This is a genomic window from Kitasatospora sp. NEAU-69 (assembly GCF_057158765.1).
In genome coordinates this window covers 107901-134865 of sequence record NZ_JBWXUE010000001.1, presented here as the reverse complement: position 1 = coordinate 134865, position 26965 = coordinate 107901, and the positions used below count along the sequence as shown (strand labels likewise).

General features: G+C 72.7%; 25 protein-coding genes. 12 read left to right on the top strand and 13 right to left on the bottom strand.

Annotated features, from left to right (window positions below; all coding sequences use genetic code 11):
• Window positions 1–76: 76 nt before the first annotated feature.
• Window positions 77–928, bottom strand: coding sequence for a LysR family transcriptional regulator (locus AC060L_RS00545; RefSeq protein WP_483796120.1), 852 nt, complete (start codon window positions 926–928; stop codon window positions 77–79).
• Window positions 929–1022: 94 nt separating this feature from the next.
• On the opposite strand from AC060L_RS00545, the gene AC060L_RS00540 reads away from it, so the two are divergent.
• The gene (locus AC060L_RS00540) at window positions 1023–1754 is read left to right on the top strand and encodes an SDR family oxidoreductase (protein WP_483796118.1); all 732 of its coding nucleotides are present in this window, start codon (window positions 1023–1025) and stop codon (window positions 1752–1754) included.
• Between the two features lie 610 nt (window positions 1755–2364).
• Here AC060L_RS00540 and AC060L_RS00535 read toward each other — a convergent pair.
• Window positions 2365–3189 carry a Clp protease N-terminal domain-containing protein gene (locus AC060L_RS00535; RefSeq protein WP_483796116.1) on the bottom strand — a complete coding sequence of 275 codons (825 nt, stop codon included), beginning with the start codon at window positions 3187–3189 and terminating at the stop codon, window positions 2365–2367.
• A 399-nt stretch (window positions 3190–3588) separates the two neighbouring features.
• On the opposite strand from AC060L_RS00535, the gene AC060L_RS00530 reads away from it, so the two are divergent.
• Window positions 3589–4179, top strand: coding sequence for a hypothetical protein (locus AC060L_RS00530; protein WP_483796114.1), 591 nt, complete (start codon window positions 3589–3591; stop codon window positions 4177–4179).
• A 371-nt stretch (window positions 4180–4550) separates the two neighbouring features.
• The gene (locus AC060L_RS00525; protein WP_483796113.1) at window positions 4551–6218 is read left to right on the top strand and encodes an alpha/beta hydrolase; all 1668 of its coding nucleotides are present in this window, start codon (window positions 4551–4553) and stop codon (window positions 6216–6218) included.
• Between the two features lie 82 nt (window positions 6219–6300).
• Here AC060L_RS00525 and def read toward each other — a convergent pair whose 3' ends face one another.
• Window positions 6301–6942 carry a peptide deformylase gene (gene def, locus AC060L_RS00520; protein ID WP_483796112.1) on the bottom strand — a complete coding sequence of 214 codons (642 nt, stop codon included), beginning with the start codon at window positions 6940–6942 and terminating at the stop codon, window positions 6301–6303.
• A 178-nt stretch (window positions 6943–7120) separates the two neighbouring features.
• Between def and AC060L_RS00515 the strand changes: the two genes are divergently transcribed.
• Window positions 7121–7816, top strand: a complete 696-nt coding sequence (locus AC060L_RS00515) for a winged helix-turn-helix domain-containing protein (RefSeq protein ID WP_483796111.1) — start codon at window positions 7121–7123, stop codon at window positions 7814–7816.
• Window positions 7817–7975: 159 nt separating this feature from the next.
• Here the strand turns inward: AC060L_RS00515 and AC060L_RS00510 are convergent, their stop codons facing one another.
• Window positions 7976–9001: a BUD32 family EKC/KEOPS complex subunit gene (locus AC060L_RS00510; protein ID WP_483796110.1), complete on the bottom strand. Its 1026-nt coding sequence runs from the start codon at window positions 8999–9001 to the stop codon at window positions 7976–7978.
• Window positions 8998–9450, bottom strand: a complete 453-nt coding sequence (locus AC060L_RS00505) for a MarR family winged helix-turn-helix transcriptional regulator (protein WP_483796109.1) — start codon at window positions 9448–9450, stop codon at window positions 8998–9000. The genes AC060L_RS00510 and AC060L_RS00505 overlap by 4 nt, the downstream gene beginning before the upstream one ends.
• A 164-nt stretch (window positions 9451–9614) precedes the next feature.
• Between AC060L_RS00505 and AC060L_RS00500 the strand changes: the two genes are divergently transcribed.
• A complete protein-coding gene (locus AC060L_RS00500) occupies window positions 9615–10883 on the top strand; it encodes an MFS transporter (protein WP_483796108.1) in 1269 nt (422 codons plus the stop codon).
• On the opposite strand, the gene AC060L_RS00495 is transcribed toward AC060L_RS00500, so the two are convergent.
• The 4 genes from AC060L_RS00495 to tdh form a co-directional block, all read right to left on the bottom strand.
• On the bottom strand, window positions 10838–11737 hold the full coding sequence (locus tag AC060L_RS00495) for a Gfo/Idh/MocA family protein (RefSeq protein ID WP_483796593.1): 900 nt from the start codon (window positions 11735–11737) through the stop codon (window positions 10838–10840). The two genes, AC060L_RS00500 and AC060L_RS00495, sit on opposite strands and share 46 nt — an antisense overlap.
• Window positions 11738–11845: 108 nt before the next feature.
• A complete protein-coding gene (locus AC060L_RS00490) occupies window positions 11846–12754 on the bottom strand; it encodes a LysR family transcriptional regulator (protein ID WP_483796107.1) in 909 nt (302 codons plus the stop codon).
• Window positions 12755–12850: 96 nt separating this feature from the next.
• A complete protein-coding gene (locus AC060L_RS00485) occupies window positions 12851–14044 on the bottom strand; it encodes a glycine C-acetyltransferase (protein WP_483796106.1) in 1194 nt (397 codons plus the stop codon).
• Window positions 14045–14143: 99 nt separating this feature from the next.
• The gene (tdh, locus tag AC060L_RS00480; RefSeq protein WP_483796104.1) at window positions 14144–15175 is read right to left on the bottom strand and encodes an L-threonine 3-dehydrogenase; all 1032 of its coding nucleotides are present in this window, start codon (window positions 15173–15175) and stop codon (window positions 14144–14146) included.
• A gap of 346 nt (window positions 15176–15521) precedes the next feature.
• Here tdh and AC060L_RS00475 point away from each other — a divergent pair, with 346 nt between their 5' ends.
• Together AC060L_RS00475 and AC060L_RS00470 are read left to right on the top strand one after the other, a co-directional pair.
• Window positions 15522–15887, top strand: coding sequence for a hypothetical protein (locus AC060L_RS00475; protein WP_483796103.1), 366 nt, complete (start codon window positions 15522–15524; stop codon window positions 15885–15887).
• 87 nt (window positions 15888–15974) lie between these two features.
• The gene (locus tag AC060L_RS00470) at window positions 15975–16637 is read left to right on the top strand and encodes a GNAT family protein (RefSeq protein WP_483796101.1); all 663 of its coding nucleotides are present in this window, start codon (window positions 15975–15977) and stop codon (window positions 16635–16637) included.
• A gap of 61 nt (window positions 16638–16698) precedes the next feature.
• Here AC060L_RS00470 and AC060L_RS00465 read toward each other — a convergent pair whose 3' ends face one another.
• The gene (locus AC060L_RS00465) at window positions 16699–17472 is read right to left on the bottom strand and encodes an enoyl-CoA hydratase/isomerase family protein (protein WP_483796100.1); all 774 of its coding nucleotides are present in this window, start codon (window positions 17470–17472) and stop codon (window positions 16699–16701) included.
• A gap of 95 nt (window positions 17473–17567) precedes the next feature.
• Window positions 17568–18749, bottom strand: a complete 1182-nt coding sequence (locus tag AC060L_RS00460) for an 8-amino-7-oxononanoate synthase (protein ID WP_483796099.1) — start codon at window positions 18747–18749, stop codon at window positions 17568–17570.
• 158 nt (window positions 18750–18907) lie between these two features.
• On the opposite strand from AC060L_RS00460, the gene AC060L_RS00455 reads away from it, so the two are divergent.
• Window positions 18908–21424, top strand: coding sequence for a DEAD/DEAH box helicase (locus AC060L_RS00455; RefSeq protein WP_483796097.1), 2517 nt, complete (start codon window positions 18908–18910; stop codon window positions 21422–21424).
• Between the two features lie 91 nt (window positions 21425–21515).
• Here AC060L_RS00455 and AC060L_RS00450 read toward each other — a convergent pair whose 3' ends face one another.
• Window positions 21516–22277, bottom strand: a complete 762-nt coding sequence (locus AC060L_RS00450) for a hypothetical protein (RefSeq protein ID WP_483796096.1) — start codon at window positions 22275–22277, stop codon at window positions 21516–21518.
• Between the two features lie 343 nt (window positions 22278–22620).
• Between AC060L_RS00450 and bioB the strand changes: the two genes are divergently transcribed.
• The 4 genes from bioB to bioD all read left to right on the top strand — a co-directional run bounded on the left by bioB (window position 22621) and on the right by bioD (window position 26444).
• Window positions 22621–23928 carry a biotin synthase BioB gene (gene bioB, locus AC060L_RS00445; protein WP_483796095.1) on the top strand — a complete coding sequence of 436 codons (1308 nt, stop codon included), beginning with the start codon at window positions 22621–22623 and terminating at the stop codon, window positions 23926–23928.
• 64 nt (window positions 23929–23992) lie between these two features.
• Window positions 23993–25288 (top strand): adenosylmethionine--8-amino-7-oxononanoate transaminase, encoded by a 1296-nt coding sequence (locus AC060L_RS00440; RefSeq protein WP_483796093.1) that lies wholly within the window; start codon window positions 23993–23995, stop codon window positions 25286–25288.
• On the top strand, window positions 25285–25686 hold the full coding sequence (locus tag AC060L_RS00435) for a hypothetical protein (RefSeq protein WP_483796092.1): 402 nt from the start codon (window positions 25285–25287) through the stop codon (window positions 25684–25686). The genes AC060L_RS00440 and AC060L_RS00435 overlap by 4 nt, the downstream gene beginning before the upstream one ends.
• On the top strand, window positions 25683–26444 hold the full coding sequence (gene bioD / locus AC060L_RS00430; protein ID WP_483796090.1) for a dethiobiotin synthase: 762 nt from the start codon (window positions 25683–25685) through the stop codon (window positions 26442–26444). The genes AC060L_RS00435 and bioD overlap by 4 nt, the downstream gene beginning before the upstream one ends.
• A 46-nt stretch (window positions 26445–26490) precedes the next feature.
• Here the strand turns inward: bioD and AC060L_RS00425 are convergent, their stop codons facing one another.
• Window positions 26491–26916, bottom strand: a complete 426-nt coding sequence (locus AC060L_RS00425) for a GNAT family N-acetyltransferase (protein WP_483796088.1) — start codon at window positions 26914–26916, stop codon at window positions 26491–26493.
• Window positions 26917–26965: the final 49 nt, after the last annotated feature.

Genomic DNA, 26965 nt, shown 5'->3' with positions numbered 1-26965 from the left:
AGGACGCTCTGAAGTTCGCCGCCACCCAGGAAGTCGCGGCGGCAGTCGGCTGGCGCTGCGGCCAGGCAGGTGGGAACTACCGGAGACGGGTCGCGGTCCGAACGAGGTCGGCGACGGCTCTGGAGCGGCTGTGCGGCGGCCAGGCGATCACGGTGGTGACGTTCGGCGCGTCCAGCACGGGCACGGCGGCGAGGTCACCCGGCAGCTGGGCTCGGGACGACTCCGGTGAGACCGCACACGCACGGCCGAGCGCGACGAGCTGCAGCAACTGCGCGTGGTCGCGGACCTGCGGGCCGGGGCCGGGCGGGTAGCTGCCGTCGGGGTCGGGCCAGCGTGGCAGGGGCAGGCCGGGCAAGCCGGTGATGTCGGCCATGTGCACATGGGTCCGGGCGGTGAGCGGATGCCCGGCGGGCAGGACCACCACCTGGCCCTCCGTGCCGAGTTCTTCGGTGTGGAACCCGGCCGTCGAGTCGAACGGCCGGTGCAGCAGCGCCACGTCGGCCCGGCCCTCGCGCAGAACTCGCTCCTGCTCGGCCGGGCCGCACAGGATGACGTCGACGGGGACGGCGCCGGGTTCGGCGGCGTACGTGTCCAGCAGTTTCGCCAGCAGTTCGCGGGACGCGCTGGCCTTCGTGACCAGGACCAGGCCGGGACGGCCGGTCGAGGGAAGGGCGGCGCGGCGGGTCCGGCGCTCGGCCGCTTCGACCGCGTCGAGGGCCGCCCGGCCCTCGGCCAGCAGCACCGACCCGGCTTCGGTCAGCGTGACGGTGCGGCTGGTCCGATCCAGCAGCGCTCCCCCGAGTCGGCGTTCGAGCTGCTGGATCGCCCGTGACAGCGGCGGCTGTGCGATCCCGAGCCGCTGCGCGGCGCGCCCGAAGTGCAACTCCTCGGCGACAGCGACGAAGTAGCGCAGTTCCCTGGTCTCCATCCGGCCACGGTACCCGGATCAATACCTGGAAGGTATCGTTGCCCACCCATTCGGTCTTGGACCCCAGCCGGGGTCCGGGAGCAGCATGGTGCTCATGAGCGAACGAACGATTGCGCTGGTCACCGGCGCGAACAAGGGAATCGGCTACGAGATCGCCGCAGGCCTGGGCGCCCTCGGCTGGAGCGTCGGCGTCGGCGCCCGCGACGATCAGCGCCGCAAGGCCGCGGTGGAGCGGCTGCGCGCGGCCGGCGTCGACGCGTTCGGCGTACCGCTGGACGTGACCGACGACGCGAGCGCGACCGCCGTCGCACAGCTGATCGAGGACCAGGCCGGGCGCCTCGACGTGCTCGTCAACAACGCCGCCATCGCCGGCGCCATGCCGCAGGAACCCACCCACGCCGACCTCGCCACCATCCGGACGGTCGTGGAGACCAACGTGATCGGCGTCATCCGCGTCACCAACGCGATGCTGCCGCTGCTGCGCCGCTCCGCCTCACCACGGATCGTGAACATGTCCAGCAGCGTCGGCTCCCTCACCCGCCAGTCAGGACCCGCCACCGAGCAGACGGCGGGCCCGGTGGCCGTGGCGTACGCGCCGTCGAAGACGTTCCTGAACGCCGTCACCCTCCAGTACGCCCGCGAGCTGAGCGGCACGAACATCCTGATCAACGCCGGCTGCCCCGGCTACGTCGCGACCGACCTCAACGGCTTCCGCGGCGTGCGCACCCCCGAACAGGGCGCGGCGATCGCCATCACACTCGCGACCCTGCCCGACGACGGCCCGACCGGCCGGTTCTTCGACGACGCCGGCGTCGTGCCCTGGTGATGCCGGGCGCACTCGCCGGGGGCCAGGCCGCTCCGCCCGCGCACCCGCGCGCCCCGGACAGGTTCACCGACTCCGGCGGCCGCCCCGGCCGATGCCGATGCCGATGAAGACCCTGTAACCATGGTGACGTGCCGGCGGGAGCGACATCGGAAAGAGCCGTGGGACCCCAAGTGGAACGGTCAGGGAGCTCGGGTGACTGGTCAGACGGCGGAGATCGCATCGCGGTGCGAGTGCGGCAGCATGGCGGTGCGACAGGTGAACCAGTTCATCCTTCACGATGAGTTGTGGTGGGACTCGGAGTTCTCTTGCGGGTCCTGCGGCGCCTACATGTGCGAACACGCCGGTCCGGGAGCAGCTCCGGATGATGTCCGGGAGGCGCTGCTCGCGGCTCACGGGCCCGTCAGGCTGCGGTTGGCCGGTCCGGCGCCCAGCCTCGTCCCGGCGCTGAAGGTCTTTCGGGAGGTCTCGGCGGCCTCGTTGTCGCGGGCTCGTGAGCTGGTCGGGGAACCGCATGTCGGGCAGCGCCGTTGGCGATGGGCCGGGGGTGCCGACGTCCGCTGTCGTCGGCACCGCCGGCCCGTCGCTGCCATCGTCAGGCCCGCAGCTGCGACTACTTCAATTGCTCCAGCTGCTCCAGCCGCTCGATGCGTTCGATCAGCGGCTTGATGATCGGCTGGAGCAGCGCCTGGACCTCGCGGCGGACGGCCTCGTGGGTGCCCTCCGCGGACTCCTTGGGCTGGACCTGGTGGTTCGTCTCGAACTGCGCGTACCCCGCGAGGGCCGCGGCCACCGCGCGGCGGGTGACCCGCTGGTCGGCGCCGAGCGAGCGCAGGACCTGGCCGCCCACACCACGCGGTTCGGCGATCAGGCCGAGCAGCAGGTGCTCGCAGCCCACGTAGTTGTGGCCGAAGCCCGTCCCCTCGGCCACGGCAAGCTCCAGTGCCTCGGCCGCCGGCGCGCTGAACCTGAGGCCACCGGTCACCGCTGTGGCGTGTGCGGCGTCGGCCCCCTCGGCTTCACGGGTGTCCGCCTCGCGGACGTCCGCCTCGGTGACGTCCGCCTCGGTGATCGAGCGCCCGAGCTCGTCGGCGAGCTCGGCACGGCCGATCTCCAGCGCGCCGAGCACCTGGAGCGCCAGGTTGCCGCCCTCCGCGAGCACGCCGCTGACCAGGTGGGCGGTGCCGACGTTCGGCGTCTGCTCCGCGCGGGCCTGCTCGATGGCGAGCCGGAGCACCGTCCGGGCCCGCGCGGTGAACCGGGTCAGCCGGGCCGTCGGATCCTCGACGTCCAACCCCTGGCGGGCCACCTCGCGGATGGCGGTGGCTCGGCGCACCGCCTGCTCCAGCGCCCGCTGGCAGATCGGCGAGGCCGAGATTCCGGCCTCGCGCACCGCCTCGGCGAGTTCGTCCGACAAGTACACGTTGATCTTGGGCATCACGCGCGCCTCCGTGCTCTGTGAGCCTCGGCTCGGATTCGGATAACCCCTTTGTAACCCCACTGGGGTCATATGGCAATGCCCCGGGTGATTCGCGCCACGAGGGGGACTTCCGGATGGGATCACCCCCCGAAGAACCTGGGAGCTTGCTGGGAGTCCATGGGAGTTCGTCGCCGCATCAGAAGCTCAGCGATCGGATCAATAGGGACATACGGCCATAAGATTCCCTCACGCCTGGCTACCGGAATGCCCGGATCGGTAACAGGCGATGGGAAGCTCCCAGGCAGACCCAGAGTTCCTAAACGACGGTGCGGTTCAGTCGAGGAGCCGTTGCTCCCGGTCCCCGCCGGGTCAACGGCACCACCGCTTTCCTCGCACCCGATACAGGAGGCACCGGTCTTGTTCCGGACCACCATCCGTTCCGCCGGCGTCGCCGCCCTGCTCGCCTCCGGTCTGCTGCTCACCGGCTGCTCCTCGTCGTCGACCACCGCCTCGTCCTCCACCGCCGCGTCCGCCTCCGCCTCGCCGTCGGCGGCCGCCTCGGGCAACCGCCAGCAGGCGATGGCCGCCTACACCAGCTGTCTGCAGCAGCACGGCGTCACGCTGCCGACCGGGCGGCCCTCCGGCCGGCCGAGCGGACGGCCGAGCGGCTCGCCCGGCGGTGGCGGCTACTTCGGCGGTGGCTCGCCCGACCCGGCTCGGCAGGCCGCCATGCAGGCGTGCGCCTCGCTGCGCCCGCAGGGCGGCCAGGGCCGTGGCGGCGGCGGCTTCAACAGCACCGCGATGCAGGCGTTCACCAGCTGCCTCAAGGACCACGGTGTGACGATCCCGGCGAACGGCGGGATGCGTGCGCTCAACACCGCCGACCCGGCGACCGCCGCCGCGTACAAGACCTGCGCGCCGCTGCTGCCTGCCAAGCCCTCGGGTGGCGCGTCGGACGCTCCGTCGGACGCCGCCTCGCCGGGCGCGACGGACAGCCCGACGTCCTGACGCACCGGGGCATGTCGGGGTTGGGGGCCGAGCAGTGGCCCCCAACCCCGCCCCGACCCCTGGCTCGCCTCGCTGGCGACCGTTCGGCGGAACAGCCGAGCCGGACACGGCACGGCACGGCACGGCACGGCACGGCACGGCACAACAGGATGCAGCGCGGATCGGCGCGGCCCCGGGTACACCACACCCGGCGCCGCGCCGATCTGCGTCGGGCGGGCGACGGCCGGGGCCCGTCCACCCGGGGGTGGAGGCTCGCCGGGGAACCCCCTCATGAAGCGGGTTAAACGGGTGGAGCGGGTGGAGAACCGGGGCGGGAAAGCTCCACCCACGGGCCGAAGCCAACGGCCTTGGGTCGGCCGTACTTTCGGACTGTGCCTCAGATCACTTACCTCACACGGGTTTTCCGCCACCGCCGCTTCGCGCAGCGACGCCGGATCGAACGCGGCGCCGCCCCACCACCGCGAGCTGCCTCGGTCGCCAGGACGGCCGCCGGTACGGCCGCCGGCGCGGGTGTTGGCGCGGGTGTTGGCGCGGCCGGCCGGGCCGCGCTGGCCGCCGTGCTGCTGCTCGCGGTGGCAGCCGCCGAGCCGACCACCGCGCAGGCGGCCGCGCCGGCCGCGTCCACCCGGTCCGCGCTCACCTGGGGCGCTTGCCCCGCTCCCACGCCCGGGTCGAACGGGACCACGACACCGCGCGACCCGCGCCAGGAGTGCGCGAGCCTGCGGGTGCCGCGCAACTACCGGCAGCCGGCGGCCGGTTCGATCGGCATCGAGATCTCCCGGATCCGGACGGCGGATCCGGCACACCGGCGCGGCGATCTGCTCGTGGTGCCGGGCGGTCCGGGCGGGTCCGGCCTGGACTATCCCAGCCGGATGGTCGGCCAACTGCCCTCAGCCGTGCTGGATTCCTACGATCTCATCGGCTTCGACGAACGCGGCGTCGGGAACAGCACGCCGGTGCACTGCGACCTCGGCGCCGCCGACCGGGCGGCCGCGGTGATCTACCCGTTCCCGGCCGCCGACGGCGACATCGCGGGCAATCTCGCGTACGCCCACCGGGTCGCCGACAGCTGCTCGGCAGCGAGCGGGAGCTACCTCGCCGACATCAGCACCGCCAACTCCGCGCGGGACATCGACCGGATCCGCGCCGCGCTCGGCGTCCCGCGGATCTCCTACCTGGGCAGCTCGTACGGCACCTACCTCGGCGAGGTCTACGCGACGCTCTTCGCCGCGCACACCGACCGCGTGGTGCTGGACAGCGTGGTTCCGCCGGGCGGCGAGGAGCAAGCACTCGGCTCGCTCGGGCTCGGCGCCGAGCAGACCTTCCCCGACCTGGCCGCCTGGCTCGCCGGCCAGAACGGGACGCTCCACCTGGGCGCCGACGTCTCCCAGGTACGCGCGACGTACTTCCGGCTGGCCGCGAAGCTGGACCGCACCCCGGTCGATCTCAGCGACGGGCGAACGCTCACCGGCAACGCGTTCCGCACCGTGACCTATGCCGCGCTGGTGGCCCCCGCGTACTACCCACTGGCCGCGCGGGCCTGGCAGTTGGCCGCGCAGGGCGGGAGCGGTGCTGCGACCGGCGCCGCTCCGACGGCAGGCGGCGCGGCAGCCGCCACACCCCCGCTGCCGAACGTGATCCCCGACAACTTCATCGCCGCGCAGGACGCCGTGATCTGCGGCGACACCGCATGGCCCCGGAACAGCTCCTACTACGCGGCACGCACGGCAGCCGACCGCATCCGCTATCCACTCACCAACGGCATGCCGGGCAACGTCTGGCCCTGCGCCTTCTGGCACTATCGGCCCGCCGAACCGCCGGTGCGGATCAACTCGTCGGGCCCGCGCAACATCCTCCTGCTCCAGAACCTGCGAGACCCGGACACCCCGTACTCCGGAGCCGAGCAGACCCTGCACGCCTTGGGTCACCGAGCCGTCATGACCACCATCGACGCCGCCGGGCACGGCGTGGACTTCAGCGACCCCCGGGTGCGGGAGCCGTTCAGCACCTTCCTGCTCACCGGGAGGCTGCCTGGCTGAGACGCAGCTCCCGCCCCGCGCTCCACCCGGCGCGCTCACCTACCCGGTGCTCCCACCCGCGGCCCTCACTCACGGCCCTCGCTCACGAGCCGGTCAGGGCCGCGGTGAGGGTGGCGCGGCGGCTCAGCACCTCGGCACGGCGCTTGGCCATCTCGCGCAGGGCCGACTTGCGGGTACGGGTGGAGAGGCGGTCCAGGTAGAGGCGGCCATAGAGATGATCGGTCTCGTGCTCGAGGCAGCGGGCGAAATAGCCGGTGCCCTCGATCACCAGCGGGTGCCCGTGCTGGTCCTGACCCCGGACCACGGCGCGGTCGGGGCGCGAGACGTCGCGGTAGGGACCGGGGACGGAGAGGCAGCCCTCACTCTCCTCGGCCAAGCGGCGGCCGGAGGGCGCAAGCTCGTCCAGGACGGGGTTGACGATGTGTCCGACGTGCCGGACGTCGTTCTCGTCCGTGCAGTCCCAGACGAAGACCCGCAGGTCGACGTCGATCTGGTTGGCAGCCAGGCCGACGCCTTCCGCGATGTACATGGTGGCGAACAGGTCGTCGATGAGGGCGGAAAGCTCGGCGCTGCCGAAGTCGGACTCCTCGACCTCCCGACACGGGCGGTGCAACACATCCTCGCCGACCTCGGTGATCCGGCGCACCCGGCCACGCAGTGTCTCCGGAGGCATCTGCGGATAGCCCGACACCGGCCGACCCTGGACGAGTGTCTGACGCGTCATGAGTTCCCCTTGTGGTTGGTGGGGTTCCCCACCCCGATGGCTTTGCAAAGCCTAGTGCTTTGCAAAGCCCACTGTGAAGCAGGGCCCACTCTGAAGAACGGCCCTCCCACACCGCGCGGACCCGTGGCGACCTGGGCACACTTGACGGCGGGTCGGCCCAGGCAGCACGCTCGACCAAGTGACCAGACGACTGCCGACCGCGACCACCAGCGCCCTGCCCGAGCATCCGGTGCGGGTCGCCCTGCTCGATCTGCTCGCGCGGGAGGGCAGCGTCACCTCCACCGAGGCGGCCCGGGAGCTCGGCTACAGCTCGGGGCTGTGCTCGTTCCACCTGCGGCAGCTGGCCCGGCACGGCCTGATCGAGGAGGCCCCCACCGAGGGCGGCCGCGCCCGCCCGTGGCAGCTGCGCTGGGGAACGGTCGAGCACCCGGGCTCGGCAACCCCTGGGCAACTGGCCAAGCCTCGGCGAGGCGGAACGAGCACGGGCACGGGCGCAGGCACGGGCGCTGGGATGTCGGCCACCGGTCTGCCGAACCGCGCGCAAGCCGGCGCACCCGCGTGGGGGCCCGTGGCCGGCGATGGGGTGTCCCGCACGCCGCTGTCGCGCGAGTTGGAGGATGCCAGCCATCAGCACTGGCTGTCCCACCGAGCCGGCGCACCGCAGGAGTGGCAGGCGGACGAGGCGTTCAGCACCGTGCTGCACCTGACGCCGAGCGAACTGGCCGATGCCGCCGCAGCCATCCGCGCGGTGCTGGCCGGCTACCAGCAGCTGGACCCGCGCCGCCCGGACGCACAGCCGGTGGCGGCGATCTCGCGCCTCTTCCCGCTCCTCCCCATCGAGCAGCCGGAGGATCACGCCGATCCGGACGACTGAGCCAGGGCGCCCAAGGCCAGGGAAGGCAGGGCGACCGGGCGCGCAGCAGGCGAGACAGGCGAGCTGAGTGAGGCAGGCGAGGTAGGCGAGCCCGCCAGGCGGCCAGGTTGCCGGGTGCACAGGGCAGCGAGCCGGGTCAGGCCGGTCAGGCCAGACCGGTCAGGCCAGGCCGGTGAGGCGTTCCAGGGCTGCGGCTGGGTACGGGGTCCGTTTGCTCTCGCCGAGCAGGAGGCCGAAGAAGTCGTCCACGGCCACTGCGGTTCGGGCGTGCCGGTCCAGCACCTCGGCGGCGCCTTCCGGGGCGGCGCCCGTCCCGTCGGCCCAGGCGCGGACGAACTCACGCCGCGTCACGCCGCGCCGGACGCGGTCCGCCAGGTGGAAGTTGACCAGGTGGGCGGCCGTGTAGGCGTGGTCGTAACTGCGGTGGCGGGTCAGGAAGTCCGCCTCCTCGCCCGACAACTCGAAGCGCGGACTGAGCGCGAGGCCGAAGTCCGCGAAGTACAGCCGCCGGCCGTCGGTCAGCACGTTGTCGAAGTGCGCGTCGAAGTGCACCACGCCGCGCTGCCGCAGGAAGTCGCTGCCGGCCTCGAGTTGCTCCGCGACCCACGGGAACGCCGACAGCTCCGCGCCCCGCAGCCATTCCCCGAGCGTCTGCGGTATGCGCTCCATGAAGAGGACGATGCTCGCCGATGCCCGGCAGAGGGCCGCCAGCCGCTCGGCGACGGCCGCCGAGCCCTCCCAGTGCCGGACCGCACCCGCCAGGTCGCCGAACGGGCCGAACACCGCGGCCGCAGTGGGCGCCGGACCGGGGAGCACGCGCCAGTGGTGCAGCAGCGGGAAGCCCTCATGGCCGCCGTCCAGCACCCACGCGTTCGCCTCCTGGTGCACGGCCAGCTCGCGCCAGGCGCCGAAGCCCGCCGATCCCGCGCCGTACTGGTAGTAGGTCGGCAGGCCGAACAGGTTCGCGGTGGAGTGCAGGTGCGCGGGGAGCAGTTCCAGCTCGGTCAGCGGGACCCGCTTGACGAAGACCGACAGGCCGTCGACGTCCAGCGCCGAGGTCGCCCCGCCGATGCCGGCGCCGAGCGTGACGGCGGCGTCCAGCCGCGCGGTCAGTTCGCGGTCGCTGAGAGCGCCGAGACGGGCGGCGAGCCGGGCATGCGCGGCAGTTCGGGCAGCCAGGCTCACTCGGCTGATCGCAGCCGCTCGACGGCCTGCACCAGCGGGGCCAGGTCCGGCCGGTCGGCGGCCTCGGCGAGAGCCTCGCGCAGTGCGGTGTCGTGCGTGGGACGAGCCTGGTCGAGCAGCGTGAGGCCGGCGGGCGTGACGTCGGTGTAGATGCCGCGGCGGTCGGTCGGGCAGAGGTAACGGGACAGCAGCGCGCGCTCCTCCAGCCGGGTGACGAGCCGGGTGGTGGCGCTCTGGCTCAGCACGACCGCCTCGGCCACCTGAGTCATCCTCAAGTGCCCGCCCTCCCCCGGGTGCTGGCGACTCAGCACGTCCAGCAGCGAGAACTCGCGCACGCTCAGCTCGTGCCGGGACTGCAGCACACGTTCGAGCTGCGCTTCGATCCGCCCGTGCAGCGTGGTGAGCGCGTTCCAGCCGGGGGCGGGGCTGTGCCCGTCCTGCTGCTCCATGCGTCACGTCCTTCCTCGGTCCGCCACCCGTGGGCGCGGGCCTGCCTGTGGGATCAAGGATAGCCCTCGCCCAAAATAGCCCGCGTTTGCAAGTATCAGGCGTCTGCAATTACTGTCGAAGCCAGCTACCCCCGCGCACATCGACCTCCCTGAGGACGGCCCCCATGCCTCTCGCACTGCTGGCGCTCGCCATCGGCGCCTTCGCCATCGGCACCACCGAATTCGTGGCCGCCGGCCTGCTCCCCCAGGTAGCCGCCGGCTTCCACGTCACGATCCCGACGGCCGGCCTGCTGGTCACCGGCTACGCACTCGGCGTCGTCGTCGGCGCGCCGTTGCTCACCGTGCTCGGCTCCCGCGTCCCGCGCAAGCGGATGCTGATGCTGCTGATGGGGGTCTTCGTGGCCGGCAACGCGCTCTCGGCGCTGGCCCCGACGTTCGCGCTCCTGGTCACCGGACGGGTGCTGGCCTCGCTCGCGCACGGCGCGTTCTTCGGGATCGGGTCGGTGGTCGCTGCCGGCCTGGTCGCACCGCAGCGGCGGGCCGCCGCGATCGCGCTGATGTTCACCGGGCTGACCGTGGCGAACGTGGTCGGCGTGCCGGCCGGCACCATGATCGGGCAGCAGTTCGGCTGGCGGAGCACCTTCGCGGTGGTGGCCGGGATCGGCCTGCTCGGCCTGGCCGGGATCGCGGCACTGGTCCCGGAACTGCCGCGGTCCGGCGGCCGGGTGACCGGTTCGGGCACAGGAGCGGCCGGCGAGCTGGCCGCGTTCCGCAACGTTCAGGTGGCGCTCGCGATGGCCATGACGGTGCTCGGCTTCGGCGGCGTGTTCGCCGCGATCACCTACGTCACGCCGATGATGACGAACGCCGCCGGTTTCTCCGACTCGGCCGTGACCTGGCTGCTCGCGCTGTTCGGCCTCGGCATGGTGGTGGGCAACCTGGTCGGCGGCCGGTTCGCCGACCGCGCGCTGATGCCGATGCTCTACGTCTCGCTCGCCGCACTGTCCGGCGTGCTCGCGCTCTTCACGCTGACCGCGCACGACAAGCTCGCCGCCGCCATCACGCTGCCGCTGATCGGCGCCTTCGGCTTCGCGACCGTGCCACCGCTGCAGAAGCGGGTGCTGGACCAGACGGCGCAGGCACCGACGCTGGCCTCGGCGGTCAACATCGGGGCGTTCAACCTGGGCAACGCGCTCGCCGCCTGGCTCGGCGGCCTGGTGCTCTCGGCCGGCTTCGGCTGGACCACGCCCAATCTGGTCGGCGCCGCGCTGGCCGCCGCCGCACTGGGCCTGGCCCTGCTCTCCGGCCGGCTGGAGCGACGCCAGGCCACTGCCGGCCGGGCGACGGCCACCGCCACAGCCACCGCCACCGCCGACAGCGCCGGCACTCAGCCGGCCGTGACCCGCTCCACGATCAGTTCGCACAGCTCGTGACTGCGCAGCGCGTCCTGGGCGCTGAGCGTGTGGCCGGAGCGCACGGCGTCCAGGAAGGCGAGCACGATCTGCTCGATGCCGCGCTGGCGGGCGACCGGCACCCAGTCACCGCGCCGCCGCACGGTCGGCTGGCCGCGGTGGTCGATCACCTCGGCGAGGTTGACCACCGCCCGCTTGGCGTCGCCGCCGGAGAGCTCCAGCACCTCTTCGGTCGAGCCGCTCATCCGGTTCATCACGCCGATCGCGGTGAAGCCGTCCCCGGCCAGCGTGAGCACCACGTGCTCCAGCAGGCCGGCGCGGCTGCGCGAGCGGACGTCGATGTGCTCGACCTCGCCGGGGACCAGGTATCGCAGCAGGTCCACGACGTGGATGAAGTCGTCGTAGACCAGCGTGCGGGCCTGCTCCGGCAGGCCCTCGCGGTTCTTCTGCATGATGATCAGATCGCGCGGACGTTCCTTCGCCTGCACGTATCCGGGTGCGTACCGGCGGTTGAAGCCGACCATCAGCGAGCGGCCCAGCCGCTCGGCGAGCTCGACCAGTTCGCGGGCCGGGGCCAGGTGGTAGTCGAGCGGCTTGTCCACGTAGACGTCGATGCCGGCGGTCAGCAGCCGTTCGGTGATCGCGACGTGGCTGTCGGTGGCGGTGTGCACGAAGGCCGCCCGGACGCCGCGGTCGATCAGCTCGCCGAGGTCGGTGGAGCGGCGGTCGGCGGCGATCCGATGGGTGTCGGCGATCCGGTCCAGCTTGGCCCGGTCACGGGTCATCAGGTGCAGGTCGAGGCCGGGCAGCGTGGTGAGGACCGGCAGATACGCCTTCTGCGCGATGTCGCCGAGGCCGATCACCGCAACCGGCAGGGGGGCATGGTCGGTCATCGGAGACTCCTGGTGAGGTGGACTCGACTGGCTGGTGGGCTCAACTGAATGGTGGGCTCGACTGAATGGTGGGCTGGTCGTTCGCAGCGCTCACAGCTCGGCGGCCGCCTCTTCGAGCGCCTGCAGCACCGGGCGGATCAGCGGGTGGTGCTCGGCTCCGCCGCGCACCGCCGCGAAGACCCTGCGGGTGGCCAGCTCGCTGTCCACCGCACGCACGGCCACCCGGGACAGGTCCACCCCACTCAGCCCCGAGCGCGGCACCAGCGCCACCCCGGCGCCCGCCGAGGCCAGCGCGACGACCGCGCGGAAGTCGTCCGAGGAGTGCTCCAGCCGCGGGGCGAAGCCCGCGTGCTCGCAGGCCAGCAGCACCACGTCGTGGCACGGGTTGCCGGGGTACGGGCCAATCCACGGTTCGGCGGCGAGCTCGGCCATCGCGACCGGACCGCTGCCCCGGGCCAGCCGGTGGCCGATCGGCAGCACGGCCTCGAACGGCTCGGCGTAGAGCGGGAACCGGGCGAGGCGCTGGTCGTCGGCGCGCGGCGCGCCGCGGTACTCGACGGCGAGTGCGAGGTCGGCCTGGCCGTCCAGCAGCATCGGAAGGCTGGCGTCGCCCTCGGCGTCCAGCACCCGCAGCCGCACTCCGGGGGCGCGGTCGGCCAGCGTGCTGATCGCCGGGGCCAGCACGAGCGCGATGCCGGTCGCGAAGGAGGCCACCGTGACCTGCCCGTGCGTGCCGGTCGCGTAGGCCGCCAGGTCCGCCTCGGCCCGCTCCAGCTGGGCGAGCACCGCGTCCGCGTGGCACACCAGGATCTCACCGGCGGCCGTGAGCCGTACGCCGCGCCCGTCCCGGGTGAGCAGCGCGTGGCCGGTCTCCTGCTCCAGCGCCGCGAGCTGCTGGGAGACCGCCGAGGGGGTCAGGTAGAGCGCGGCCGCCGCGGCGGTCACCGTCCGGTGGTCCGCCACGGCGCGCAGGGTCCGCAGGCGTCTGGCGTCGATCACCCACTCATTCTGCCAGCGCGGATGCGCTCCCGATCACGAGCGTGATCGGGAGCGCAAACAGCAGCACATCAGCAGCACATCCGGAGCGCGCGGGTGTCACGCGTCCAGCGCGGCCCGGGCGTCCACGAAGGCGGCGACGACCCGCTCGACGTCCTCGGTGGAGTGGGCGGCCGAGAGCTGCACCCGGATCCGCGCCGCGCCGTGCGGCACGACCGGGAACGAGAAGCCGATCACGTACACGCCGCGCTCCAGCAGCAGTTCGGCGAGCCGGCCGGCCTTCGCCGCGTCGCCGATCATCACCGGCGCGATCGGGTGCTCGCCGGGCAGGATCTCGAAGCCGGCCTCGGTCATCTTCGAGCGGAACAGCGCGGTGTTCGCGGCGAGCCGCTCGCGCAGCTCGTGCGAGGTCTCCAGCAGGTCGAGCACGGTCAGCGAGGCGGCCGCGATCACCGGGGCGAGCGAGTTGGAGAACAGGTACGGACGCGAGCGCTGGCGCAGCAGTGCGACGATCTCGCGACGGGCGGCGACGTAGCCGCCGGACGCACCACCGAGCGCCTTGCCGAGCGTGCCGGTGATGATGTCCACCCGGTCCATCACGCCGTGCAGCTCCGGCGTGCCGCGGCCGTTCGGGCCGACGAAGCCGACCGCGTGCGAGTCGTCGACCATCACCATCGCGTCGTAACGGTCCGCCAGGTCGCAGATCTCGCGCAGCGGGGCGATGTAGCCGTCCATCGAGAAGACGCCGTCGGTGACGATCAGGCGGCGCCGGGCGTCCTGGGTCTCCTTGAGCTGCTGCTCCAGCTCGGCCAGGTCGCGGTTGGCGTAGCGGTGCCGGCGGGCCTTGCACAGCCGGATGCCGTCGATGATGCTCGCGTGGTTCAGCGCGTCCGAGATGACCGCGTCCCGCTCGTCGAGCAGCGTCTCGAAGACGCCACCGTTCGCGTCGAAGCAGGACGAGTAGAGGATGGTGTCCTCCTGGCCGAGGAAGGCCGAGAGGCGCTGCTCCAGCTCCTTGTGCACGTCCTGGGTGCCGCAGATGAAGCGGACCGAGGCCATGCCGTAGCCCCAGCGGTCGAGCGCGTCCTTGGCGGCGGCGACCACGGCGGGGTGGTCGGCCAGGCCGAGGTAGTTGTTGGCGCAGAAGTTGAGCACCTCACCCGGGCGGCCGCCGGAGGTGACGGTGACGGCGGCGCTCTGCGGGCTGCCGATCACCCGCTCGGGCTTGAACAGGCCGGCCTCGGTGATCTCGTCGAGGGTGGTCTGGATGTCCTGGCGAACTGAGTCGAACACAACTCTCCTAAGCGGGTGTCAGCAAGGTGTCGGCGGGCGTCGGCGCGTACGGGCGGGTGCCGGCAGGTGCCGGCGCGTACGGGCAGGTGCCGGCGGGTGTCAGATGGTCGACCAGTCGAGGATGATCTTGCCGCAACGGCCGCCGGCCGCCTCGTCGAACGCGGCCTCGAAGTCCTGCGCGGCGTACCGGCCGGTGATCACCGGGGAGAGGTCCAGGCCGCCTTCGAGCAGCACCGACATCGCGTACCAGGTCTCGAACATCTCGCGCCCGTAGATGCCCTTCAGCGTGATCATCGAGGTGACGACCTTCGACCAGTCGATCGCGAACTCCTCGGCGGGCAGGCCCAGGATCGCGATCTTGCCGCCGTGCGTCATGTTGTCGATCATCGAGCGCAGCGCCTCGGGGCGGCCGGACATCTCCAGGCCCACGTCGAAGCCCTCGCGCATGCCGAGCTTGCGCTGGCCCTCCTCGATGCTGTGCGCCGAGACGTCCAGCGCGAGCGAGACGCCGACCTGACGGGCCAGGTCCAGGCGGTACTCGCTGACGTCGGTGATCATCACGTGCCGGGCGCCGGCGTGCTTGGCGACCGCGGCGGCCATGATGCCGATCGGTCCGGCGCCGGTGACCAGCACGTCCTCGCCGACCATCGGGAAGGAGAGCGCGGTGTGCACGGCGTTGCCGAACGGGTCGAAGATCGCCGCGACGTCCAGGTCGACCGGCACCCGGTGCACCCAGACGTTGGACGCGGGCAGCGCGACGTACTCGGCGAACGCGCCGTCCCGGTTGACGCCCAGGCCGATCGTGTTGCGGCACAGGTGCCGGCGGCCGGCCAGGCAGTTGCGGCACTTGCCGCAGACCAGGTGGCCCTCGCCGCTGACCAGGTCGCCCACGCTGACGTCGGCCACCGCCGGGCCGATCGCGACGACCTCGCCGACGAACTCGTGGCCGATCGTCATCGGGGTCTTGATGGTCTGCTGCGCCCAGCCGTCCCACTTGCGGATGTGCAGGTCGGTACCGCAGATACCGGTGCGCAGCACCTTGATCAGCACATCGCCGGGGCCGATCTCGGGCTCGGGGACTTCGGTCAGCCACAGTCCGGGCTCGGCCTGCTTCTTGACGAGTGCCTTCACGGCAACGGCTCCTGACACGACGGTGGGACGGGAGGGGAGGTGTAGCCCGGCAACGGCGCCATTCCGCGCCGGGCATGGAGCAATCTGCCTGATGGGAGGGGGTGCGGTCCATCGAGGAATTCTTAACGGCCGCCACAGCTGGGCTTCACGATCGTGCCCGAGCAGGGCTGGCCCGCCCTCGACGCCGTGCCGCTCCTCACTCTTTCGGGTGCTTCGGAACGGACCCTGGAACGTCGGCCGACACGCCCCCGCCTGGCGCAGGGTCCGGGCGGAGCGCGGGCGCGCACCCTACTCTCTCGATCGCACGACCAAGGCACATTAGCTGACAAACATGGAGGAATCACCCATGAAGTGCACGGTCAAGTGGGGTCTGGTGCTGCTCGCCGCCACCGGTATCGCGGCGGTGCCCGGCATCGCGTCGGCCGACGCGGTCTCCGGCGGCAACCACGGGACGGTCATCGTCGGCGACCACAACCAGGTCGCCGGCTACGACATCCTCAACGCCGGCCACGACAACACCGTCGGCTCGAACAACGCCTCCGGCAGCGGGACCACCGGCGGGGTCGCGGCCGGCGCCGGGATGGACGCCGTCGCGCAGGCGGCCGGCGGCAACTACGGGACGGTCATCGTCGGCGACGGCAACCAGGTCGCGGGCGACGACATCCTCAACGCGCTGAACGACAACACCGTCGGCTCCAACAACGGGTCCTGAACCAGGGCATGACGCCACCGAGCCCCACCCGCCGCAGGAATCGCGGTGGGTGGGGCTCGTTCGGGTGGGCTCGTTAAAGTGACGATCATGAGCGAACTGACCGGCGAACCGGCCCTGAAGAAGATCCTGGACGGCGCGGCGCGCGGCATATTCCCGCCCGCCGACGGCTCGGTGACCGTCGTCCCGCAGCCCGGCGAGCGAGAGGCCGGGGTGCTCGCACTGACCGCGCACGCCGTCGTCTTCACCGACCAGGACCCCGACTGGGTGCGCGAGACGATCGCGGCCTCCTGCGCCGACCCGTTCGCCGCGCCGCTCAGCCCGGCCTTCCTGGTCGCCTACGCACAGCGGACCGGCCGGATCGTCGGCAACACCGACATGATCACGGTGGCCGGACGGCTGCCCGGCGAGCCGCCGCTGCCGCTGGTCGAGATCGAGGACCACGAGCACCCGCGCGTGCAGCGCGCGCTGCGCTTCCGCGAGGACGTCCGGGTCTGGACCGCGCCCGGCGCGGTGCTGGTGCTCGGCCGGGGCGTGGCCGGGCGTTGGGAGGCGGCGATCGAGGTGGACGACGACGCGCGCGGGCGCGGGCTGGGCCGGGCGCTCGGGCTCAGCGCCCGTCACCTGGTGCCGGCCGGGGACGTGGTGTGGGCGCAGCAGGCGCCGGGGAACGCGACCAGCGTGCGGGCGTTCCAGGCGGCGGGGTACCGGCCGGTGGGGGCGGAGGTGCTGTTCAGCCGCAGCGCGGGGTGAACAGCACCTCCGGGGGTGAAGCAGGGGCTCAAGCAGGGGCTCAAGCAGGGTCAGGCCGGGCTCAGTTGAACTTCGCCTTGCCCGGGCCGTCCTCGACGAAGCTGCGCATCCCGGTGTCGCGGTCCTCGGTGGCGAAGAGGCCGGCGAAGAGCGAGCGCTCGATCGCCAGGCCGGTGTCCAGGTCCGTCTCCAGGCCGCGGTCCACCGCCTCCTTCGCCGCGCGCAGCGCCCAGGCCGGGCCGGCCGCCAGCTTGCCCGCCCAGGCGAGGGCGGCCTGGTAGACCTCCTCGGCCGGGACCACCTGGTCGACCAGGCCGATCCGCAGCGCCTCGTCAGCCTTCACCATGCGGCCGGTGAAGATCAGGTCCTTCGCCTTGGCCGGGCCGACCAGCCGGGAGAGCCGCTGGGTGCCGCCGGCGCCCGGGATCAGGCCGAGCAGGATCTCCGGCTGACCGAGCTTGGCGTTCTCGGCGGCGATCCGGATGTCCGCGCAGAGCGCCAGCTCGCAGCCGCCGCCGAGCGCGTAGCCGGTGACCGCGGCGACCACCGGCTTGGGGATCCGGGCCACCGCCGTGAACGCGCCCTGGAGCGCCCCGCCGCGCGCCACCATGTCGGTGTACGACATGCGCTGCATTTCCTTGATGTCGGCGCCGGCCGCGAAGACCTTCTCGCCGCCCCAGATCACCACGGCGCGCACGTCGTCGCGGGCGGCCGCCTCGTCGGCGACCTCGCGCAGCTGGTCCTGCATGGCGGCGTCGAGCGCGTTCATCGGCGGGCGGGCCAGACGGATCGTGCCGACGGCGTCCTCGACGTCCAGCGTGACGAACCGGGTCATGGTCGGGTCCTCCAGGGTTGACGGGTAGCGGGTTAACGGCCGTAAACCATGACCCTAGCGCCAGCCCCGCACTCCCGGCTGCCCCCCGTACTCCGTCAGCTCGCCGGGACCGTGGCCGCGATGGTGGCGACCGCGTGGGCGATCTGGGCCCGGGTCAGGTCGGCCCGGGCCGTCAGGCGCAGCCGGGAGTGGCCGTCCGGGACGGACGGCGGGCGGAAGCAGCCGACGGCGAGACCGGCGGTGCGGCAGGCGTCGCGCCAGGCGACGGCCTGTTCGGGGCCGGCGGCGCGGACCGAGACGACGGCCGCGTCCGGGGTGCTGGCGTGCAGGCCGGCGGCGGTGAGAGCGGCGGCGAGGGTCTGCGCGACCTCGCGGGCGCGCGCGGCGCGCTCGGGCTCGGCGCGCAGCAGGCGCAGTGCGCCGAGCGCGGCGCCGACGGCCGCGGGGGCCAGGCCGGTGTCGAAGATGAAGGAGCGGGCCGTCTCGGTGAGGTGCCTGATCACCCGGGCCGGGCCGAGCACCACACCGCCCTGCGAGCCGAGCGACTTCGACAGCGTGGCGGTGGCGACCACGTCCGGCGCGCCGGCCAGACCGGCGGCCGCCGCCGCACCGCGCCCGCCGGCGCCGAGCACGCCGAGCCCGTGCGCGTCGTCCACCAGCAGCGCGGCGCCGTGCGCGCGGGCGGCGGCGGCGAGCTCGGGCAGCGGCGCCGCGTTGCCGTCCACCGAGAAGACCGAGTCGGTCACGACCAGCGCGCGCGGCTGCGCCCGCTCGGCCAGCACCTGCCGGACGGCGGCCGGGTCGGCGTGCGGCGCCCGGTGGACGTCGCTGCGCGAGAGCCGGCAGCCGTCGATCAGCGAGGCGTGGTTGTAGGCGTCCGAGACGATGAGCGTGTCGGGGTCGGTCAGCGCGGTGAGCACGGCCAGGTTCGCGGTGTAGCCGGAGGAGAAGACCAGCGCCGCCTCCACGCCACAGAAGTCGGCCAGCTCGACTTCCAGCTCGGTGTGCAGCGCGGTGGTGCCGGTGACCAGCCGGGATCCGGTGGAGCCGCCGCCCCAGCGCAGCGCGGCGTCGGCCGCGGCGCGGGTCACCGCGGGGTGATGGGTCAGGCCCAGGTAGTCGTTGCTCGCGAGATCGAGCACCGGGTCCTCGGCGGGCCGGCTGCGCAGCGTGCGGGTCAGACCGGCCCGGGCGCGCAGCTCGGCGGCCTCGTCGAGCCAGTCGAAGACGGCGGCGGGAGCGGTCGGCCGGACCGACGCGGCGGCATCACGGATCATGACGGGCAGCCTGGCACGCACCGCGGGCCCCGGGCAACGTGCTCCGGCGCACACCCCACACCAAACCCCCGCACCAAACCCCCGCACCAAACCCGCGCACCAAACCCGCGGACCCCGGCCGCCGTGGGCGCACCGCGGCCGAACGGTAGGGTAGGCCGGTGACCCTCCTTGATCTGATGCCCAAGCCCGCAGACGCCGACGCGCTGTTCACCACCTTCGCCGCGTGGGCCGAGGAGCGGGGCATCACGCTCTACCCCGCGCAGGAGGAGGCGCTGATCGAGCTCTTCACCGGCGCGAACGTGATCCTGGCGACCCCGACCGGCTCCGGCAAGAGCCTGGTCGCGGCGGGCGCGCACTTCGCGGCGCTGGCGGAGGGCAAGCGGACCTTCTACACCGCGCCGATCAAGGCGCTGGTCTCGGAGAAGTTCTTCGACCTCTGCAAGATCTTCGGCACCGAGCAGGTCGGCATGATGACCGGCGACGCGAGCGTGAACCCGACCGCGCCGATCATCTGCTGCACCGCCGAGGTGCTCGCGAACATCGCGCTGCGCGACGGCGAGCGGGCCGACATCGGCCAGGTCGTGATGGACGAGTTCCACTTCTACGCCGAGCCGGACCGCGGCTGGGCCTGGCAGATCCCGATCCTGGAGCTGCCGCAGGCGCAGTTCCTGCTGATGTCGGCCACCCTCGGCGACGTCCGCCGGTTCGAGGAGGACCTGACCCGGCGCACCGGCAAGCCGACCACCGTGGTCCGCTCGGCCACCCGGCCCGTGCCGCTCTTCTACGAGTACAAGCGCACCACCATGCACGACACGCTGGAGGAGCTGCTGACGACGGGTCAGGCTCCGGTCTACGTCGTGCACTTCACGCAGAAGGAGGCGGTGGAGCGGGCGCAGTCGCTGATGAGCATCAACATGTGCTCGAAGGCGGAGAAGGACGCCATCGCCGACCTGATCGGCAAGTTCCGTTTCACCACCAAGTTCGGCCGCAACCTCTCCCGGTTCGTCCGGCACGGCATCGGCGTGCACCACGCCGGGATGCTGCCCAAGTACCGCCGACTGGTCGAACGCCTCGCCCAGGCAGGCCTGTTGAAGGTGATCTGCGGCACCGACACGCTCGGCGTCGGCGTCAACGTGCCGATCCGCACGGTGCTGTTCACCGCACTCTCGAAGTACGACGGCGTGAAGGTCCGCACGCTGCGCGCCCGTGAGTTCCACCAGATCGCCGGCCGCGCGGGCCGGGCCGGCTTCGACACCGTCGGCCAGGTGGTCGCGCAGGCGCCCGAGCACGTGGTGGAGAACGAGAAGGCGCTCGCCAAGGCGGGCGACGACCCGAAGAAGAAGCGCAAGGTGGTGCGCAAGAAGGCGCCGGAAGGTTTCGTCAGCTGGACCGAGGAGACCTTCGAGCGGCTGATCGCCGCCGACCCCGAGCCGCTGGTCTCCCGGTTCCGGGTCAGCCACGCGATGCTGCTCTCGGTGATCGGCCGCCCGGGCAACGCCTTCGAGGCGATGCGCAAGCTGCTGACCGACAACCACGAGGAGCGCCCGGCCCAGCGCCGGCACATCCGCTCGGCGATCGCGATCTACCGCTCGCTGCTCGCCGGCGGCGTGGTCGAGCGGCTGGCGGAGCCGGACGCCGAGGGCCGGATCGTGCGCCTCACCGTGGACCTGCAGGAGAACTTCGCGCTCAACCAGCCGCTCTCCACCTTCGCGCTGGCCGCCTTCGAGCTGCTCGACCAGGAGTCCCCGAGCTACGCGATGGACGTCGTCTCGGTGGTCGAGGCGACCCTGGACGACCCGCGCCAGATCCTGGCCGCGCAGCAGAACAAGGCGCGCGGCGAGGCGATCGGCCAGATGAAGGCCGACGGCATCGAGTACGAGGAGCGGATGGAGCGGCTCCAGGACATCACGTACCCGAGGCCGCTGGAAGAGCTGCTGAACCACGCCTACGAGGTCTACCGCGGCGCCCACCCGTGGATCGGCGACTACCAGCTGCAGCCGAAGTCCGTGGTGCGCGACCTGTTCGAGCGCGCGATGACGTTCACCGACTACGTCGGCCACTACGACCTGGCCCGCACCGAGGGCATCGTGCTGCGCTACCTCGCCGGTGCGTACAAGGCGCTGGAGCAGACCGTCCCCGAGGACATCAAGACCGACGACCTCAAGGACGTCATCGCCTGGCTCGGCGAGCTGGTCCGCCAGGTCGACTCCAGCCTGCTGGACGAGTGGGAGCAGCTCGCCAACCCGACCGAGGAGGAGGACGAGGAGCGCGAGCTGGAGTCCAAGCCGCTCCCCGTCACGGCGAACGCGCGGGCCTTCCGGGTGCTGGTGCGCAACGAGATGTTCCGCCGGGTCGAGCTGTGCGCGCTGGAGCACTACCGGGAACTCGAGGCGCTGGACGGCGAGTACGGCTGGGACGCGGACCGCTGGGCGGACGCGATGGACGCCTACTACGAGGAGCACGACGACCTCGGCACCGGTCCCGACGCGCGCGGTCCGAAGATGCTGCTGATCGAGGAGGACGAGGAGGAGGGCTCCTGGCGGGTGCGGCAGATCTTCGACGACCCGGCGGGCGACCACGACTGGGGCATCAGCGCCGAGGTCGACCTCTTCGGCTCCGACGAGGAGGGCCGGGCCGTGCTGCGGGTGACCGCGGTGAACCGGCTGGACGGCTGAGCCTCCGCCACCACGACCGCCCCTGACGGACCGTCAGGGGCGCGGGGAGCAAGCGGGTTGCTTCAGCCAGGGGTACTTCAGTAGGGGTACGTCAGGACCACATGAAGGCCGCTTCGGCCGTGTAGGCACCGGCCGCGGTGGCCTCGGCCAGGTCCGAGTCGGCGGGGTTCGCGGCGGGGTGCCCGTCGGCGAAGTGCGAAGTGGTCACCATGACGTAGTGCCGCACCATCGCGACCCGCGGAGCCGGGTCGCTCTTACCCCCGGGCGCGGGCGAGGCCGCGGCGGTCGCCGTACTCCCGTCCGGCAGCACGAACCTGAGCATCCCCGGCTGCCCCTGGAGCAGCGCCGCCGCCTTCGTCGCGGCCGCCTCGTCGGCGAACCGCAGCACCGTCACGCTGGTCAGCACCTTGAGGTCCTGGCGGGTGATGCTGACCGCCAGGTACCCCTGGCAGCCGGCGTCGCGCAGCACCGGCTTGCTCGGATCCTGCTGCGCCTCGCTGCAGTCGTTCCCCTGCCGGCCGCCGCCCGAGCGCTTGCCCTTGTAGGCGTCGAGCTCGATCGACTTGTCCTTCGGGAAGTACCGCTCGATCGCGAACGGGTTCGGGTCGGTCGCCGAGCTCGGCGCCGGGGTGCCGAACACCGCGGCACGCTCGTCCTTGCTGGACGGGCCGAGGCCGGGCAGCCAGTCGCCGGGGTTCGGCCGCGAGACCACCCAGCCGCCCCCGCCGAGCACCGCGAGCGCGGCGCACCAGACCAGCAGGCGCCGACGGCCGCCGCCCGAACCGCTTCTGACGTGCTCCGCGGTCTGTTCGGGGTCGGCGGATATCGAGCGCGTGTCGCCCTGCATGGTCATGGCGCAGATTCTAGGCGGGCGGCACGCCACGCAGGTCAGCGGGGTTGCGCCCCGGACCACCGTGGTGCGCGGGCGTGCTGACGGTGGGTCCGGGCCGGGCCGACGGTGGGTCAGCCGGCTCGTCCACCGACCGGGGCCCCGGCTCGGGCACCGGCTCGGGGCGTGCGCGACCGGTCCTTGGCGGGAGTGGATCGATCGGATGCGGACCGCCTGCCGGGAGGTCACCGGACCGCGGCCGGACGCCGCGACCTGCCCGACTGTGACAACTCGCACACCACTCGGGGGGATCTTCTGTCCGGTTCGCTCTGGCGCTGTTCAAGGTCGTGCGGGCAGGATCTGAACCATGGATCTGCTCGACACCCTCACCGCCAAGGGCCTGAACCGCGAGCTCCCCACCCGGGAGGAAGCGCTTTCCGTTCTCGCCACCACCGACGACGAGCTGCTGGACGTGGTCGCAGCCGCCGGGCGGGTGCGCCGACAGTGGTTCGGCCGTCGGGTGAAGCTCAACTACCTGGTCAACCTGAAGAGCGGGCTCTGCCCCGAGGACTGCTCGTACTGCTCGCAGCGGCTCGGCGCGGACACCGGCATCCTGAAGTACACCTGGCTCAAGCCCGACCAGGCCGCCGAGGCGGCCACCGCGGGCGTCAAGGGCGGCGCGAAGCGGGTCTGCCTGGTGGCCAGCGGCCGCGGCCCGACGGACCGTGACATCGACCGGGTCAGCTCCACGATCGCGGCGATCAAGGACCAGGAGCCGTCCGTCGAGATCTGTGCCTGTCTGGGCCTGCTCTCGGACAACCAGGCCGAGCGGCTGCGGGCGGCCGGTGTGGACGCCTACAACCACAACCTGAACACCTCCGAGGCCACCTACGGCGACATCACCAGCACCCACACCTACGCGGACCGGGTGGACACCGTGCAGAAGGCGCACGGCGCGGGCCTGTCGGCCTGCTCCGGCCTGATCGCGGGCATGGGTGAGAGCGACGAGGACCTGGTCGACGTGGTCTTCGCCCTGCGTGAGCTCGGCTCGGACTCGGTGCCGGTGAACTTCCTGATCCCGTTCGAGGGCACCCCGCTGGCGAAGATGTGGAACCTCACGCCGCAGCGCTGCCTGCGCATCCTGGCGATGGTGCGCTTCGTCCACCCGGACAGCGAGGTGCGGATCGCCGGCGGACGGGAGGTGCACCTGCGCAGCATGCAGCCGCTGGGCCTGCACATCGCGAACTCGATCTTCCTGGGTGACTACCTGACCAGCGAGGGGCAGGCCGGGCAGGCCGACCTCGACATGATCAAGGACGCGGGCTTCGAGGTCGAGGGCGCCGGCGAGCCGACGCTGCCCCGGCACCGCTCCGAGCTCACCGGCGGCTGCGGCAGCCACGGTGAGGCGGCCGGCTGTGGCGGCCACGGCGCGGCGGCCGGGACGGCCGACGAGTCGGCGGCGGCCGGCGGTTGCGGCGGTCACGGCGGTGGCGGCTGCGGGCCGTGCGGCGAGGCCGCGCCTGCCGCCGGCGAGGCGGAGGTCGAGGCCGGCGTCAAGGCTGAGGCCGAGGCGGGCGTCGAGGCGGCTGTCGAGGCGGAGCCGAACGGGCTGCGCTCCGACCTGGTCCGGGTGCGCCTGCGTGGCGCCGGCACCGAGCTCGCCCCGAACGCCTGAAACCCGCGCGCCTGAAATCCGCGCGCAGGACACCGCAGGACGAACACCCCAGCAAGGAAACCCCGTGACGGACACCCAGGCCCTGCTCGCCCTCGACCGCGCCCACGTCTGGCACCCGTACGGGCCGATGCCCGGCCGGACGGCGCCGTACGTCGTCGAGTCGGCCTCCGGAGTCCGGCTGCGGATGGCCGAACCCACCGGCGGACACCGTGAGTTGATCGACGGTATGTCCTCCTGGTGGGCGGCCGTGCACGGCTACAACCACCCGGTGCTCAACGAGGCGATCCGCGAGCAGCTGGGCCGGATGAGCCACGTGATGTTCGGCGGGCTCACCCACGAGCCCGCCGTCCGGCTGGCCGCCAAGCTGGTGGAGATCACGCCGGAGCCGCTGCAGCACGTCTTCCTGGCCGACTCCGGCTCGGTCGCGGTCGAGGTCGCGATGAAGATGTGCCTGCAGTACTGGCAGTCGGTCGGTCGGCCGGAGAAGCGCCGGCTGCTCACCTGGCGCGGCGGCTACCACGGCGACACGTTCCACCCGATGTCGGTCTGCGACCCCGAGGGCGGGATGCACCAGCTCTGGGGCGGCGTGCTGCCCCAGCAGCTCTTCGCCGCCGAGCCGCCGGCCGGTTTCGACGCCGAGCCGGACCAGGCGTACGCCGCCGGGCTGGCCGAGCTGGTCGAGCGGCACGCGGCCGAACTGGCCGCCGTGATCGTGGAGCCGGTGGTCCAGGGCGCGGGTGGCATGCGCTTCCACTCCCCCGCGTACCTGCGACTGCTGCGCGAACTGTGCGACCGGCACGGCGTGCTGCTGATCTTCGACGAGATCGCGACGAACTTCGGGCGGACCGGCGCGCTGTTCGCCACCGAGCACGCCGGCGTCTCGCCGGACGTGATGTGCCTGGGGAAGGCGCTCACCGGTGGTTACCTGACCATGGCGGCCACGATCTGCACGAGCGAGGTCGCCGACGGCATCAGCCGGGGCGAGATGCCGGTGCTCGCGCACGGTCCGACCTTCATGGGCAACCCGCTGGCGGCCGCGGTCGCGAACGCCTCGATCGAGCTGTTGCTCGGGCAGGACTGGCAGACCGAGGTCAAGCGGATCGAGGCCGGACTGCGGGACGGCCTGGCGGACACGGCCGCCGTGCCGGGCGTCGCGGACGTCCGGGTGCTCGGCGCGATCGGCGTCGTCCAGCTGGACCACCCGGTGGACGTGGTCGCGGCGACCGAGGCGGCGGCCCGGGAGGGCGTCTGGCTCCGGCCGTTCCGCGACCTGATCTACACCATGCCCCCGTTCGTGACCGACGACGAGGACGTGGCCCGGATCGCCGCGGCACTACGGGCAGCGGCGGTGGCCGGATGAGCACCCGGCGCGAGCCCGCTCGGCCGCAGGGCTGGGCGGAGCTCGCCGGGCGGGCCGCGATCGCCGGCCGCCGCCGCGGCCTGCGCGGAGCGGGCGCCGAGCAGCACGAGCCGACTCCGGGGGCTCGTGCGGCGGCCGCCGACCGCGAGGCCGCGGAGCAGGAGGCCGCCGCCCGGGCAGCGCAGCCGAGCAAGCCGCAGGGACTCAGCGCACTGGCGCGCAGGGCGCAGGAGAGCCTGGCAGTGCGACGCGCCCCGCAGGCCGGCACCACACAGGCAGGCAGCCCGCAAGCAAGCACCACTCAGACAAGCACCACACCGACGAGCACAACGCAGGCAGGCACCGGCCCGAAGGCCGACGGCCGGCACACCGCACTACCGAAAGAGATCGACACATGAGCCGCGTGCTGTTCGTGACCGGCACTGGCACCGAGATCGGCAAGACCGCCGTGACAGCCGCTGTGGCGACACTCGCCGTCCGGTCCGGGCTGCGCACCGCGGTGCTGAAGCCCGGCCAGACCGGCGTCACCCCCGGCGAGCCCGGGGACGCCGCCGAGGTCGCCCGCCTGGTCGGCGCACCGCTGACGGGGGCGCCACTGACCGGCGCGCCGCTGACCACCTGCGAGCTGGTCCGCTACCCCGAGCCGCTCTCCCCCGAGACGGCGGCCAAGCGCTCCGGGCTGCCCTATCTGACACTCTCTCAGTTCTGCGCCACGATCAGCGAGTTGACCGCAGAGCACGATCTGGTGCTGGTCGAGGGCGCCGGCGGCCTGCTGGTCCGCTACGACGCGGACGGGCTGACCCTCGCCGACCTGGCGCAGGCGGTGCACGGCGCCGAGCTGCTCGTGGTGGCGGCGGCCGGACTCGGTACGCTGAACAGCGTCACGCTGACCGCCGAGGCGCTGCGCTCGCGTGGACTGCGCAGCTGCGGCGTGGTGATCGGCAGTTGGCCGGCCGACCCCGACCTGGCCGCCCGCTGCAACCTGGCCGACCTGCCGACGGCGGCCGGCACACCGCTGCTCGGCGCGCTCCCGGCCGGGGTCTGCGCGGCCGAGCCGGGCGAGGCGTTCGCCGAGCTGGCGGCCGCCTCGCTGGCACCCGTCCTCGGCGGGAGCTGGGACGCGGCGGAGTTCGGCGCGGCGAACCAGCCGGGCTGACGCCCGCGACGGTGGCTCAGCGCACGGGCAGTCAGTGCACCGGCGGTCAGTGCACCAGTGGCTTGACCCAGCGGCGCCACTGCTCCTCGCGCCGGTAGCCGGCCGCGCGCCACGCCTGCCGGCCGAGCTCGTTGTTCTCCAGCACCATCGCGTCCGCGCGGCGGCCGCCGAGTGCGGCGAACCGCTGCTCGGCCGCCGCGAGCAGCGCCGCGCCGATGCCTTGGCGGCGCAGCCCCGGGTCCACCGCGAGCCGGTACAGCGAAGCGCGCCAGCCGTCCCAGCCGACGATCACCGTGCCGACGACGGCCCCCGCGCGTTCGGCGACGATCAGCGCCTCGGGGTCACGCTCGATCAGCCGCGCGACACCCGCCGGGTCGTCGCTGATGCTGGTCCCCTCGGCGGCGCGGGCCCAGAAGGCCAGCAGCTCGGGGATCTCGGAGGGGGCGGCCGGACGGATCAGAAGCTCGCTCATGCGGGCATTCCTAACAGGCGCGGCGGGGAGCGCGCCGGGAATTCCACCT

Bases quoted from the DNA above. Each gene is read 5' to 3' on its own strand.
- AC060L_RS00545 (WP_483796120.1), bottom strand. From the start codon at position 928: ATGGAGACCAGGGAACTGCGCTACTTCGTCGCTGTCGCCGAGGAGTTG.
- AC060L_RS00540 (WP_483796118.1), top strand. From the start codon at position 1,023: ATGAGCGAACGAACGATTGCGCTGGTCACCGGCGCGAACAAGGGAATC.
- AC060L_RS00535 (WP_483796116.1), bottom strand. From the start codon at position 3,189: ATGCCCAAGATCAACGTGTACTTGTCGGACGAACTCGCCGAGGCGGTG.
- def (WP_483796112.1), bottom strand. From the start codon at position 6,942: ATGACGCGTCAGACACTCGTCCAGGGTCGGCCGGTGTCGGGCTATCCG.
- AC060L_RS00505 (WP_483796109.1), bottom strand. From the start codon at position 9,450: ATGGAGCAGCAGGACGGGCACAGCCCCGCCCCCGGCTGGAACGCGCTC.
- AC060L_RS00500 (WP_483796108.1), top strand. From the start codon at position 9,615: ATGCCTCTCGCACTGCTGGCGCTCGCCATCGGCGCCTTCGCCATCGGC.
- AC060L_RS00475 (WP_483796103.1), top strand. From the start codon at position 15,522: ATGAAGTGCACGGTCAAGTGGGGTCTGGTGCTGCTCGCCGCCACCGGT.
- AC060L_RS00470 (WP_483796101.1), top strand. From the start codon at position 15,975: ATGAGCGAACTGACCGGCGAACCGGCCCTGAAGAAGATCCTGGACGGC.
- AC060L_RS00465 (WP_483796100.1), bottom strand. From the start codon at position 17,472: ATGACCCGGTTCGTCACGCTGGACGTCGAGGACGCCGTCGGCACGATC.
- AC060L_RS00460 (WP_483796099.1), bottom strand. From the start codon at position 18,749: ATGATCCGTGATGCCGCCGCGTCGGTCCGGCCGACCGCTCCCGCCGCC.
- AC060L_RS00450 (WP_483796096.1), bottom strand. From the start codon at position 22,277: ATGACCATGCAGGGCGACACGCGCTCGATATCCGCCGACCCCGAACAG.
- bioB (WP_483796095.1), top strand. From the start codon at position 22,621: ATGGATCTGCTCGACACCCTCACCGCCAAGGGCCTGAACCGCGAGCTC.
- AC060L_RS00435 (WP_483796092.1), top strand. From the start codon at position 25,285: ATGAGCACCCGGCGCGAGCCCGCTCGGCCGCAGGGCTGGGCGGAGCTC.
- bioD (WP_483796090.1), top strand. From the start codon at position 25,683: ATGAGCCGCGTGCTGTTCGTGACCGGCACTGGCACCGAGATCGGCAAG.
- AC060L_RS00425 (WP_483796088.1), bottom strand. From the start codon at position 26,916: ATGAGCGAGCTTCTGATCCGTCCGGCCGCCCCCTCCGAGATCCCCGAG.